Source organism: Acinetobacter sp. ABJ_C1_1 (assembly GCF_044684115.1).
In the GTDB taxonomy this organism is placed as follows: domain Bacteria; phylum Pseudomonadota; class Gammaproteobacteria; order Pseudomonadales; family Moraxellaceae; genus Acinetobacter; species Acinetobacter nosocomialis_A.
In genome coordinates this window covers 84,622-98,045 of the sequence record NZ_JBITPU010000008.1, presented here as the reverse complement: position 1 = coordinate 98,045, position 13,424 = coordinate 84,622, and the positions used below count along the sequence as shown (strand labels likewise).

Below are 13,424 nucleotides of genomic sequence, written 5' to 3'. Positions count from 1 at the left end.
TGACATTAAAAGAAGAAGTATTTAAACCGACATACCCTCTCTAAATTCTTTGGGCGAAATGCCATAAGTCTTTTTAAAGATCTTTGAGAAATGTGCCCCATCCCAAAAACCCCATTTCAAGGCAATTTGGGTAATTGAGCTTTGTTTATTCTTTTTATCAAGCAAATCAGCTTTGACTTTTTCTAGACGTTTGAGCTGTATGTATTTGTTAATAGATAAATTTTCTTGAAGGAATAAACGGTAGAGATGTCGTAGTGATACCCCAATATGCTCTGCAATTAATTTAGGGGTTAGATCTGGTTTTGCTAAGTTTTCTATAATATATCGCTCAGCTTTTTCCATCAGATTATTTGAGCTATTTATATTTTTATAATTAATTGTGGGTTTGATTAAGGCTATCAGTGCATCTTCAAAAGCATTACCATCTTCAGTTGCGTACCAAAGTTTAATGTTTTCAGCAGACATATTTTTCAAAATATTCTTGAGTAAAAAACCACTCATATTTTGCGTAATCAGTTTTCCAAAATATTCGGTACTAATATTTTCTTTAAGTAATTTTTCACGCGACAGATGGACTGAAATCTGACTTACCAAACCTTGCGGATACATTGAAATTGTTTCGACCGGATCGACCAACACAATATCGCCTTCATTTAGGCTTAAGGTTTCATTTTTATATTCGAGTAGCATTTTTCCCGAATACTGCAAAATCAAAAAACAAAAACGATTATTCACTCGATCGATTTCATCGGCTTTTCGGACAATCTTATTGGCATTGTTTTTGATAAAAGCAATTTCGGTATCACCCAATAAAAAGCACTGAACTTCACCAATGAATAAATTACGGGTTCCGTCAAAATCGGTTTCAAAATTGCCACACACGCTTTTAATATGGTGCGTCCATGTGAGTAATGCATCGCTTACATATTGGTTCATCCCTTACCTCTCTATACATGTGCAACCGCTCAAAATTTTGCGTTTATGGTGGTGCACTGTCTTGGCTTATTTGCAATCTTGTTTTATTGATAAACAAATTGTGTGCCAAAAATTCCTTATCCTTGGAATTGTTTTGATGATAGTCAGCTAGATATGAATAAGCTGATAAATCAATTCAATTTATCAGCTTAATGGGACTTATGCTACTCCTGCAAAATCTCGCAGCATGGTAATAAAAATATCCTTTTGTTCCTCAGAATACTTTTTAAAAACCTCGTTTTGGTGGCTATCGGCAATATCAAACAAATACTGCGCCGTTTTTTTACCCTTTTCGGTCAGTGCATACAAATTATCCTGATCAACCAATAAGCCTTCAAATTTTAGAATTTCAGCCGATCTTTCAACTTCTTGCATTGGCATAGCAATATCACGCGGTAAATCTTCCTTACTTGAAGCAGTACCACTGGCCAAAACGAGCAAAAGACGTGATTCACTGGTCCGGAAACCAGAAGCCATTTGCTTAGGAATATAGTCGGTTTGATAAGCTTTAAAAGCACGACTCATCAAATAGCAGACATTGTTATATAAGTGCCCATAATGTGTTTGGTCTACGCCGCTCTGTTCAGTTTGCTTAACTTGAAGGCTCGGATGCGGCATGACACAAGAATATGCACCTTGATGGTAAACCAGCGGGCTTCGGCCTTGGTCATGGAAACGAACCACCTTACCAATAATAATCCAGTGATCACCACCTTCAATCACTTGATAACGTTCGCACTCAAACACCGCAGAACAATTTTCTAAAATGGGGGCGCGTCCTGCGCCAAGTTGAAAATTGGTGTCTGCAAATTTATCAATATTGCGTCTCGAAAACTTATTAGACAGCTCAATTTGAGTGCCTGATAAAATATTGACAGCAAAATGTGCCGCTTCTTCAAACACCGAAAAACTTGAAGACTTTTTATCAATGCTCCACAAAATAAGTGGTGGATCGAGTGACACCGAGTTAAAACTATTTGCAGTGACTCCTACTTTTTCACCTTGTGCATTTTGTGCAGTAACAATGGTAACGCCTGTTGCAAAATTTCCTAATGCTCGTCGGAACTGTAGTGGATCGACCGTAAACTCATTTATTTGTTGTAATACATTCATCATCTTTCTCCTAAACCTTCTCTTACATCCATATAAATCGCGAGAGCATTAGATATCTAAAACTAGTCTCGGTGTTTTAGAGCGCGAACAGCACACCAATATTTGTTCATTGCTGGCTTTTTCTTCATCAGTAAAATAAACATCTCGATGATCAGGTTCACCTTCAATTACATCGCACATGCAGGTTCCGCATACGCCTTGCTCACAAGACATTTCAATCTCGATGCCTTCTTTAGCCAATGCCTGCAAAATGGTTTCGCCAGCTTCAACCATAATGATTTTTCCACTACGCTCAGCCACCACCTCAAATGAATCTCCAGAAGTATCAGTTTCAACTTGGAAATATTCTTTGTGGATTTGCTGTTCAGGAAAATCGTGAGTCGTGGCAAGATTAATCACCCAATCCATGAAACCGACTGGACCACAGGTGTAAATATGGCTCTCAAGGTCAATATCTTTGATGGCAGATTCAAAAAATGCTCTATGGCTTGCGCCTTCGGATTTAAAATGGAAAGTTGTGTATTGTGCTAACTCACCATTTTTAATTTCATCAACAAAAGCACAGTTTTCTGGGCTAGCACCACAGTAATGAAGCTCGAACGATGCACCTTCGTGTGCAAGTTGATAGGCCATCGTGATTAACGGCGTAATCCCGATTCCACCACCAATCAATACGCTGTGTTTAGCTTTTAAAAGTGGAAATAAATTTTTTGGCTCGCTCACCTGAATTTGCATGCCATCTTTAATTTCATCAAAAGCCGAGACTGAGCCACCACGTGATTCAGGGTCACGTAAAATTCCAAGCCTAAACTTACCTTCATCATTTGGATTTTGGCAAAGTGAATATTGGCGCACCATGCCATTCGGTAAGTGCACATCAATATGCGCACCTGCTTCAACTTTTGGCAATATTGTAGAAGTTGCAGATTCAAATTCCATGACTGCAATATTTCCACCTTCCACATGGCGATTTTTAACGACAACATCATAAAGTGTAGTCATGATTCAACTCCCTTTTCATGCGTAGCCTATTGGCTTAACGCATGAATAAACCACCGTTAATATCCCATGTTGCACCAGTCACAAACCCTGCATTTGGACTCGCAAGCAACCCACAAGTTTCAGCAATAAAGTGCATACTTCCTAAGGCTTTAACTGGAATATTCTGGATGAACTGTTCCATTTTTTCGTCTGGCACCACGCTATGAACGATTGGAGATTCCATTGGTCCCGGTGCAACTGCATTGACCGTTACCCCTTTTGCCGCAAACTCTTTGGCAAAAATTTTGGTTAACGTCACAATCGCGCCTTTGGTTGCCGCATAGTGTGCACCTGTTGCAGTACCACCGTTTTGTCCTGCTAACGACGCCATATTAATGATGCGTCCATAGCCTTTTTTAGCCATATATTGGCCAATAATTTGGCAAGCCTGAAAGGTGCCGCGTTGGTTGACTTGGGTCACCCAATCAAAATCAGCTGCGGTAATTTCTAATACTGGCGTTGCTTTGGTGACGGTGGCATTGTTAATCAACACATCAAGTTTAGAAAATTTCTCTTCAATCCATTGCACCGCTGCATGAAAATCTGCTTCAACCGAAATATCCAGCTTTAAAGGAAACATATTTTGGGCATACTGACTTTGTGCCTTGGCATTTTCGGCTTTTTCAAGCGTACTTGCCGACAAAATCACTTGATGGCCTTGGCTCGCAAAATATTCAGCAATGACATTACCGAGTCCAGAAGCAGCACCTGTCACTAAAACAACCTGTTTCATGTTACCGCTCCTAAAGAATGTAGCTAATACCAGCTAAGGTATCGGTTGAGTTAACCAAGTTAATGATTTTACGGTTAATCTTAAAACCTGTGGCCGCATCACGAGTCAAATGGTAAGTAATATCTGCTGTGTAATGCTTGAGGTTTTCTTTACGGAATTCACGTAAGTTTTGAGCACAGCGTAAAACGATTTCATCATCTTGGTCTTGAATGACTCGTACTCGCGAAATACTGCGTACCGTATTCGCCTTTGGTGCCGTAGAAATTGCCTCACCATTTTCAAGACGCTGTACACGTAAAGTACGCATATGATTATCGTCATAGGCATAATTTAAGTTGTTTTCGTAGTCTGTGAGGTTCGGGTCAATCGGAATGATATAAACCCCTTTTTCATTCCATAAATTGAGCCATTCACGATATTCGCTGTGGTCTAACATATCTGCTTCAGCCCAGATGAAAGCAGTGACTTCATTTAATAATTGCAGATTCATATTCATTGCTCTCTCCTTAAGCCGTCATCATCTTTTTCCACTGCTGATATGCTGCACGCATACCTGTTTCAGCACTGACATCACTTTTTAAACCATCTTCGGTTTTGACTTCGCCCGGTAAACCGCGGTTGAGCATAATCCATAAATCATTACCCGCATTGGCACCGTGTTGTACGCGCTCCCAAGCTTCTGAGTCATCTGGTGTACCAAAACCAAATGGGCCTTGGAAATGTTCATGCAAACGTAAGCGATATTGGTTGGCAATTTGCGGGCCACCATCCATCGTAATCACCGAGTGATGAATTTCTGTTTCAGCAACTGAAATTGGCTGTAACACACGGAAGAACGCCATCGAACATGCAATATTCGGGAATAAATTTAAGTTAAATCCTGAACCACCCACTGCACGGACAATACGACGTACTTCTAACTCTTCATGCCCTTCGTCACGCAAAGCTTGAGCCAAGTCTTCAAAGCGCTCTTGAATTGGTCGCTCCATAAGCTCTTCGTCTAAATCAACCAGTTCAGGAATCATCACCATAACACTGTGACCATTACCTAAGTCTTCAACAAAGCCCGGCTGATTTTCGAAGTTAAAGAGTTCTTCTGTTTTTTCATCGACAGAACTTAAGAATGACTTATGTACCAACGGGAAGTGATATGCATCGGTGGTATTTTCAAGCTGGATTTTCCAGTTACCCGGAAAACGGAAACGGTGTTCACCCAACACTTTAATTGGATAACCCGCACCTTGTTTCATAAACAGGTCAATCCATTTTTTCGCAGGCCCAAGGAACTCTTCAAGCGGTTGAATGTCTTCTTTAAATGAAGCGAAGATCATCCCGTTATATTCTTCTACCCGTAGACTCACCAGTGGTAATTCTGATTTATCTAAACAATCGCCGTAGCTTTCCGGAGATGGCACACCACGTAAACTACCGTCAAGTGCATAACTCCAACCGTGGTACGGACATACAAAACTATTAGTTTTTCCTTTTTTATGTTCACATACGGTTGCTGCACGGTGACGGCAACGGTTTAAAAGTACATGGACTTTCTTTTTACGGTCACGCACCACAACCACAGGCTGTTTACCGATGTTAATCGTTTTATAGCTTCCACCTTCCGGAATTTCACTCGCGTGTGCAACCCACACCCAAGTGCTATAAAAGATTTTTTCCATTTCTTCATCAAAAATGCGTTCATCTTTATAAAGAGAAGTATGAGCACGGTCACTTTGAACCAAAGTATCGTAATCAGTGCCAATGTTATGCGTCGGGATAATACTGTTCATATCAATAGTCCTTTTAAATATATCCTGGGTCATTCCTGGGAAGGTACCGGCAATTCAGCTTCACTGTGCCAATGCGATACCGGACGACTGAAAATATTCTGTGTTTGGAAATGTTTAATTTTCCATGTTCCATCTGCTTGCTTTTGAAACTTCACATTGAGCTTTGCTGTATTCAGATGACTACGGCCATCTTTAAAGGTTGAAGTTTGCAACATGAGCCATGAAGCATTTGCATCATTTTGATTTACATAAATTTGTTCTGAATTTACAAAGTGTGCATTCATAACAAAGTGAGATTCTTTTTGGGTATAACTTTTAAACATGTCGTAAATCGACTGCCAAGAATCATAACGGCCAAAAGATTTGGCATATTTCTCGCCAATACCTTCCCAAATACAGTCCTGATCAAAAAGATTCATCAGCTCTTCAAGATCTGTATTTGCATTAAGCTCGTCACAGATTTCCATATAACGGTTCAGGCAGTTACGAATCGCGTTGTGCGCTTCTAACTGGTCTAGCCGCTCTATGATTTCTGCCATATTCACTTTGTCATTCATTGCCATCGCCTTAACGTTGGATAATCAATTCACGCCCAACACGAGCTTCAACTTTGCAATATTTCCAAAGTTTGTATGGCCCTTCACCCACTACGGTCGTTCTAAACAAGTTACAAGCGGCATGTACGGTTTCAATATCCGGAACATCAGCAAGCAAGTAGGTTGTCCAAGGCCAACCAGCACTTGGACCAACCATGCTTTGGTCATCATCAAGATTTCCAAAAACATGTACGCCCGGTAAGTCATGAATGCCATTCCACATTTCACCAAACGCGGCCCAAACTGCTTTTGCTTCAGCAGGTTCCGCGTCAAAAAAGTTTTGGTTAATACCCATGCAAAACAAAACGCGTAATGATTTTTTAGCTTCCATTTCAATATCCTTTTTAAAAAATTAAAACTTATAAATAACCTGGGGTTGGTTTTAACCCGAAACTGATTGAGCCTGCATTTTGTAAAGTTGCATCACCCATAAAGGCATGTTGGGTCACCACGTTGGTGTCATTTACAAAACGGCTAAATGGATTGTTGGTATAAATCGCTGTCATACCCGCGAGCATTTGCATTTTTCGGGTCACTTTGGCACAAACGCGAGCTGCATGGGTACATGCCAAACGCATATCACTAATCTGTTCAGCAGTTGCTTCACGACCAGCAATAATTTCATTCCAGACAATATCCATGGTTTGATAAAACCAAGACTTTGCAGCCTGAAACTCTGCATCAGCTTGAGCAAACTCATATTGAGTCACTGGTCGGTTTGCAATTTCTGACCCACCTGTAATAGATGCTTTACCCGGTGCTAATTTTTCAAATTCTTCTAATGCGGCAGCTGCAACACCAATACCCACCACGGTTAACACTTGAGTCGCTAAAGACAGTGATGGATATTTAAAAAATGGCTCGCTGAGTTTTGAAGGTTCGCCACGTACAAAGGTCCATTTTTTTTCGACCAATACATCTTCAACCACCAAATCATGGCTTCCGGTACCTTTTAGGCCAACAGTGTCCCATGTCATTTCGATTTTGGCTTTGTTGGCAGGCATCACGGCCATGCGTGGTAAACCTTGCATTTCATTATTTTTAAGGGGTGAAATCCCCACGCCAACAATGTCCGCTCCCATACAGCCGCTTGAGAATTTCCAACGTCCGCGCACCACCACACCTTCATCGGTAATTTCGGCAGGCTGAGGTGGGAAAATACCTCCGGCAAATACGACATCTGGCCCGTTTTGGTACAACTCTTTCAGCGTTTCTTCGGGCAAACTTCCTAAATACGCAGGACTCATACCGAAACTTGCCACCCAACCCACTGAACCATCAGCTTTAGATAAAGTTTCGATCAACTCACAAAACTGCCGCGGTGACCATTCTTCACCACCAAAACGTTTAGGCACTAAGGCACGGTAAACACCAATTTTTTTAAGTTTTTCGATAATGTCTTGGCTCACATAGGCCTGATTATCAAACTCACCTGCACAGGCACGCTCACGAATTTCTTGGCACAAAGCATCTAAATCAACTGCTTTGTCTTGAGAAGCAAACTCCATTTTAGACAACTTATTCATCATCTAACTCCTTGTAATTTATTGCATTGCATCAACACAAAATTTAGCTATTGCACATAATTGCTCATCTTTTTGATGCTTTGATACGATCTGTAAGCCCACAGGCAAACCTTCACTGGTTTCAAGTGGCACTGAAATGGCTGGATGTCCTGATAAGTTAAATGGTCGAACTAAACCGGTTAGGTTCAAAAAAGCGACCGTGTTTTCAGCTTCAGAAACTTTTGGTGGAATTTGTGGAAGTGTCGGCAGAACCAATGCATCATATTTTTCTAATAAAGCATCGAGTTCCTTTGTCAGCTGCGCTTTCACAGCTTCTGCTTGCTTTACTTGCTCTAAAGTGGTGTGGGCTGCTTTTAATAAACGACCATTTACATCAGAACCAATTAAGCCTGTTTGGGTTAACTCACCAAAAGCTTGCCAATTTTCATAGTTAATAATCTGCATGCCTGCATCATAAGCTGCTTCAAAATGTTCAACTTTTTCTAAAACGGTCTCTAAATTTGCTTTTTGAAGTGCTTGATGAATACAGTTCCAAACGACCTGATCTGCGCTTACATCGAGAACAGCAATTTTTGGTGTACGAGTAAATTCCGTAGGTTTGAAAGTTGGATCAATAATTTGCATGGCCTTTTCAATCATCTCGACTGAATTTGCAAAAGGACCAACGCAATCTAAAGAACTCGACGGCGGATATACGCCTTTTCTGCTCACACGGCCAAAAGTTGGTTTTAAACCAAAAACTCCGCAGCACGCAGCGGGCATACGGATAGAGCCGCCCGTGTCGGTACCTAAAGTAAAATCTGCTTGTTTTGCTGCAACTGCCGCAGCCGAACCACTCGAAGATCCGCCTGGAATAAGTTCAGGATATTTAGGGTTGATGGGTGTACCAAAAGCATGGTTAATGCCTGTAATGCCAAAAGCCAATTCGTGCAAATTTGTTTTTGCAATAATTTCACAGTCAGCTTTTAAAATGTTTTTAACCACCTCAGCATCATCTTGAGCAGGTTCAACATTTAGTAAAGCTCGACTACCAGCAATGGTTTTTAGACCTTGAATATCAATTGTGTCCTTGACCATCACCTTGAGCTTGCCACTTCCTTTGTGCACGCTTTGGCTAATAATATTCATTCACTTTTCCATGTATTTTTATTCATTAATTAAAATATCGGAAAATTTAATGGAATTGTCAAGTATTTTTTATAATTTGTTCCCAAGGAAATATCCAAAATTTTGTTTATAATAGGATTACCCTTTTTTCACTAAGTTATTGCTTAGCTATGCTTGATCATTTAGAACAATTTCTTCCTAATAAAGAACCGTCGAGTATTCAAAACTTCCCTTTTTTTTGGGTTTCCCAAGTTAACGGAAAATATTCACAACTCATTGAAAAATCAATAAAAAAACTAGGTATTGATAATACACGCCGTAAAATCATTTTAAGTACTAATGCTTTGGGTGAAGCCAGTATTACCGATATCGCTAATCTTTCTACCTTAAAGTTAACTACGGCAACAAAAGCTGTATATCGCTTAGTAGAAGATGGAATTGTCGAGGTCTACTCTTCTACCACCGATGAACGCATCTCGATGGTGAAATTAACTCCCAAAGGTGTTGAGCTGGTTGAACAGATTAATCAAATTAGTGTGGTTACCTTGGCAGGCATCCTAAATGCCTTTTCAGAAGATGAGCTTCACAATTTAAATCACCAGTTAAAAAAATTATTTGATCTCATGCCATCAAGTTGATTATTTGACTTGATATCGGGTTAGATACGCTCAAGAGCAGCCTGAAAATAGTTCTTCTTTTCTCGCTGCTCTTTATTAAAATAAGTTTTAATATTAAAAAATAAATAAAAATCAGTTTCTTAGTCCAATAAATTATTACTATCTGTTTACTTAACATACTTTTTAGGTATTCTAACATACTCAATAAGTAATGGAATTTTACATATAAAAAGAAAATAATAATTCCATGATTTTTAAAATCCCATTAACTCTAATCGGGTTTAGACACACTCTTCCGGTCTGTACGAGACCAAATTACTCATTTCTAGCCTATTTATTATTCTTATCTAAAAGGGGGAAATATCGAAAACTTCAGAGGAATAATAAAAGTTAGATATCAATTTCTTTAAGCGTTTTATACATAAGGATTAAGTGTATGAACCAAAGTAATATCGCTGTTGAAAGGACACAAAAGAAAAGCAATGCTTATGCATGGTATGTCGTCACACTTTGTATGTTGGCATATATATTTTCATTTATTGATCGCCAAATTCTAGCGCTGATGATTGAACCCATCAAAGCAGATCTCCAACTTTCAGATACACAATTTAGCCTATTACATGGCCTTGCCTTCTCACTGTTTTATGCGGTTATGGGTTTACCCTTAGCCTATATTGCCGATCGTTTTTCACGACCAAAATTGATTTCAATCGGGATTATTGTTTGGAGCCTAGCAACGGCAACTTGTGGTTTAAGTAAAAACTTTATTCAACTGTTCCTGAGCCGTATGGCGGTCGGTGTGGGTGAAGCTGCGTTATCTCCAGCCGCTTATTCAATGTTCAGCGACATGTTTAGTAAGGACAAACTAGGTCGTGCTGTCGGAATTTATTCAATTGGTGCTTTTTTAGGTGGTGGTATCGCCTTTTTAGTTGGCGGTTATGTCATTAATTTGCTTAAAGGCGTAACGCTCATTGAAGCTCCACTATTAGGCGCACTTAAAGCATGGCAAATTGCCTTTTTTGTAGTCGGTTTACCTGGCATCATTATTGGTCTGCTATTTATTCTGACCGTTAAAGACCCTGCACGTAAAGGCCAACAGCTCAATCAAAATGGACAAGTTGACCAAGTTAAATTCTCACAATGTCTTCAGTTTATTAAAAAGCATTCGAAAACATTTGCTTGTCATTATTTAGGTTTTACCTTTTATGCAATGGCACTCTACAGCCTGACTAGCTGGACACCTGCATTTTATATTCGAAAGTTTCAACTTGCACCGACTGAAACAGGTTACATGCTCGGCACAATTCTGTTAATTGCAAATACATTAGGCGTGTTTTGTGCAGGTTGGCTAAACGACTGGTTTATTAAAAAAGGACGCCAAGATGCACCGATGTTCACAGGTGTGATTGGAATTGTTGGCCTAATTATTCCAATTGTTTTTTTTACCCAAACAGATCAGCTATGGCTTTCAGTCAGCTTACTGATTCCTGCAATGTTTTTCGCATCTTTCCCTCTAGTAATTTCGGCAACAGCATTACAAATGTTAGCCCCAAATCAATTTAGAGCACGCCTTTCTGCCCTATTCCTTTTGGTGAGCAACTTAATTGGACTCGGTATTGGTACAACATTGGTAGCAATTATTACAGATAAAGTTTTTGGTAGTCCGTTAATGGTAGGTTCTTCTTTATCTATTGTGGGTGGTCTGTCATGTGTACTGGCTCTAATTCTGCTTTTTAAAGGCTGCAAATTCTTTAGTGAAAGTATGAAGCTTGAAAAATTAAATTAATAGGTATCACCAATTGCAAAAATGTACTCTCTAATTAAACGCTTAGAGAGTACCGAAATATTCAAAATTACGTAGTGCCGAGGACTGGCATACATCTGGGAAATGGATTATGGAATTATTTCACCGTTTTAAACCACACACTTTAGCCGTTGCCACTTTATTACTGATGTGCAGCAACTCATGGGCCGCAAATCCAAATCAGCAAACTGAAGATGAATGGAAATTCACTTTAAAGAATGCCTATATCAACCGTAATTTTGATAACGATGCCTTAAAAGATACTGGTAGTTGGTCTCAGGCAGCATCTTTATTTTATAAATCAAAAATGCATGACACTCCATTAGTCATAGCAGATAAGCCGATTACGATTGGGGCTGATGCATCTGTTCAATATGCTGTGCGCTTAAGTTCAGACAAACATGTCGCAGATACTGTTCTGCCTTTTAATAAAGAAACGCAATCTCAGGCTTCAGACTATTTAAAATACGGCGCGACTTTAAAGCTGGGCTATAACAAAACATTATTAAGTGTGGGTGAACTCTGGCTAGATTTACCTGTAACTGCCGTAGATGCTAGTCGTCAGTTACTCACTTCGTATTGGGGAACCAACTTAAAGTCACAACTTTCAGATCAACTCTATGCTGAAATTGGCCGAGTGGAAAAAGTGTCGCCACGAAATGAAGAAGACTTTAAAAAGTTTTCCTTTACATCAAATGGAATTACCAAAGAATCTGATGGTTTGAACTACATTGACCTGCGATATCAATTTACGCCGTCTTTAAAGGGTGAATATTATTTTGGTAATTTAGAAGATCTGTATAACAAACACTATGTTGGCCTTGAGCATAATTGGAAGCAACCAACTTTTGCTCTTACCTCTAAATTTAAGTACTTTAATGCAAAAGATGACGGCAATACTTTTGATATTGATGCGCAGAACATTGGATTACTTGAAACCGTTAAAGTAAAAAACCATACCTTTGGTTTGGGTTATCAACAGATTATCGGTGAGTCGGCTTACCCGCTACCAGATGGCTTCTTACCAGAAACTTATTTCATTAACTGGAATGCCACGGGCTTTTTTAAAGAAGATGAAAAGTCTTACCATGTCATGTACGGCTACGATTTTAAAGATTACGTTCCGGGCTTAAACGCAATGGTGAAATATGTTTACGGTCATGACTTTAAAGCAGCTAATGGTGAGAAAAACCACGAAACTGAGTCCAATGTCATTCTGAACTATGCCTTTCAGCAGCCACTCTTAAAAGGCTTTGCCCTGCAATATATTCGTATTGATTACAACGTAAAACATGGTAATGACTTTGGCGAAGACCGCTTATTCGTCAATTACACCAAAAAATTCTAAATAAAAATTACCCCCTAAAGTTTAGGGGGTAATTTTTTATCCTAATTTATTGACTAATCTTAAAGGCAAAACCTTCATGGCAATACTCATTGGTAGCCATGGCCACTGTGGTACATACGCTTTTACAGGTTGTTTTTCGATAGCTTTGACTAAAGCTTTACATCCTGTTTTTGCATCGACTTCAAAAGGTAAATGTTTAGCACCTTCATTCATTTCAGTACGAATGTAGCCTGGGAAAATTGTTTAGACTTTAATTGGCGTATCCAATAATTCAGCTCGAATACCTTCAGCCAAGTGAGCAACAGCAGCTTGACTTGCCGCATAAGTCGATAAATGTTTTGGTAATCCGCGCATTGCACTCATGGATGACATGACCACCAAATGACCTGCATTTTGCGCTCTAAAAATTTCAATCGATGCCTCACACTGTGCTAAAGCAGAAATAAAGTTTGTTTCGGCCGTGGCTCTGTTAATTTCAAAATTACCTTTACCAATACGGCGACCATTGCCTACTCCCGCATTTACAATAATTCGATCTAAATAGCCAAATTCTTGTTTAAAGGCACGAAATACTTCAAAAACCTGATCGTAATTGGTGACATCCAGACTTTTTGCAATTACTTTAATACCGTACTGATTTTCAAGTTCAGTTTTTAAAGTTTCTAATCTGTCTAAACGGCGTGCACAAATCGCCAAGTTATAACCTTTTGCTGCAAATTCATGCGCCATACCCGCGCCCAATCCAGAACTTGCACCTGTAATTAAAATCGTCTTTGCCAT

General features: G+C 39.5%; 13 protein-coding genes and 1 pseudogene. 3 read left to right on the top strand and 11 right to left on the bottom strand.

Features of this window, described 5'->3' with window-relative positions:
- Positions 1-21 precede the first annotated feature (21 nt).
- From feaR to ACG59Z_RS11200, 10 genes are all read right to left on the bottom strand, one after another.
- On the bottom strand, positions 22-936 hold the full coding sequence (gene feaR / locus ACG59Z_RS11245) for a transcriptional regulator FeaR (protein ID WP_001077876.1): 915 nt from the start codon (positions 934-936) through the stop codon (positions 22-24).
- A 198-nt stretch (positions 937-1,134) separates the two neighbouring features.
- Positions 1,135-2,091, bottom strand: coding sequence for a p-hydroxyphenylacetate 3-hydroxylase reductase component (locus ACG59Z_RS11240; RefSeq protein WP_400199385.1), 957 nt, complete (start codon positions 2,089-2,091; stop codon positions 1,135-1,137).
- A 45-nt stretch (positions 2,092-2,136) separates the two neighbouring features.
- Positions 2,137-3,090, bottom strand: coding sequence for a PDR/VanB family oxidoreductase (locus ACG59Z_RS11235; RefSeq protein WP_400199384.1), 954 nt, complete (start codon positions 3,088-3,090; stop codon positions 2,137-2,139).
- Positions 3,091-3,124: 34 nt separating this feature from the next.
- Entirely contained in the window at positions 3,125-3,862 is a 738-nt protein-coding gene (locus tag ACG59Z_RS11230; RefSeq protein ID WP_032053853.1) for an SDR family NAD(P)-dependent oxidoreductase, read from the bottom strand.
- A 10-nt stretch (positions 3,863-3,872) separates the two neighbouring features.
- Positions 3,873-4,358 carry an aromatic-ring-hydroxylating dioxygenase subunit beta gene (locus tag ACG59Z_RS11225; protein WP_002120925.1) on the bottom strand — a complete coding sequence of 162 codons (486 nt, stop codon included), beginning with the start codon at positions 4,356-4,358 and terminating at the stop codon, positions 3,873-3,875.
- 10 nt (positions 4,359-4,368) lie between these two features.
- Complete coding sequence (locus ACG59Z_RS11220; protein WP_013197690.1) at positions 4,369-5,646, bottom strand: Rieske 2Fe-2S domain-containing protein; 1,278 nt, start codon at positions 5,644-5,646, stop codon at positions 4,369-4,371.
- Positions 5,647-5,675: 29 nt separating this feature from the next.
- Positions 5,676-6,209, bottom strand: a complete 534-nt coding sequence (locus ACG59Z_RS11215) for a nuclear transport factor 2 family protein (protein WP_400199379.1) — start codon at positions 6,207-6,209, stop codon at positions 5,676-5,678.
- Positions 6,210-6,213: 4 nt separating this feature from the next.
- The gene (locus ACG59Z_RS11210) at positions 6,214-6,573 is read right to left on the bottom strand and encodes a hypothetical protein (protein ID WP_000387554.1); all 360 of its coding nucleotides are present in this window, start codon (positions 6,571-6,573) and stop codon (positions 6,214-6,216) included.
- 28 nt (positions 6,574-6,601) lie between these two features.
- Positions 6,602-7,750 carry an acyl-CoA dehydrogenase family protein gene (locus tag ACG59Z_RS11205; RefSeq protein ID WP_080759699.1) on the bottom strand — a complete coding sequence of 383 codons (1,149 nt, stop codon included), beginning with the start codon at positions 7,748-7,750 and terminating at the stop codon, positions 6,602-6,604.
- Positions 7,751-7,786: 36 nt separating this feature from the next.
- Positions 7,787-8,896 (bottom strand): amidase, encoded by a 1,110-nt coding sequence (locus tag ACG59Z_RS11200; protein ID WP_400199376.1) that lies wholly within the window; start codon positions 8,894-8,896, stop codon positions 7,787-7,789.
- A 149-nt stretch (positions 8,897-9,045) separates the two neighbouring features.
- Between ACG59Z_RS11200 and ACG59Z_RS11195 the strand changes: the two genes are divergently transcribed.
- The 3 genes from ACG59Z_RS11195 (at position 9,046) to ACG59Z_RS11185 (ending at position 12,644) form a co-directional block, all read left to right on the top strand.
- A complete protein-coding gene (locus ACG59Z_RS11195; RefSeq protein WP_004701395.1) occupies positions 9,046-9,513 on the top strand; it encodes a MarR family winged helix-turn-helix transcriptional regulator in 468 nt (155 codons plus the stop codon).
- A gap of 415 nt (positions 9,514-9,928) precedes the next feature.
- Positions 9,929-11,278 carry a spinster family MFS transporter gene (locus ACG59Z_RS11190; protein ID WP_400199375.1) on the top strand — a complete coding sequence of 450 codons (1,350 nt, stop codon included), beginning with the start codon at positions 9,929-9,931 and terminating at the stop codon, positions 11,276-11,278.
- Positions 11,279-11,387: 109 nt separating this feature from the next.
- Positions 11,388-12,644, top strand: a complete 1,257-nt coding sequence (locus ACG59Z_RS11185) for an OprD family outer membrane porin (RefSeq protein WP_400199373.1) — start codon at positions 11,388-11,390, stop codon at positions 12,642-12,644.
- Positions 12,645-12,680: 36 nt separating this feature from the next.
- Here ACG59Z_RS11185 and ACG59Z_RS11180 read toward each other — a convergent pair.
- Positions 12,681-13,424, bottom strand: a pseudogene (locus tag ACG59Z_RS11180) (SDR family oxidoreductase).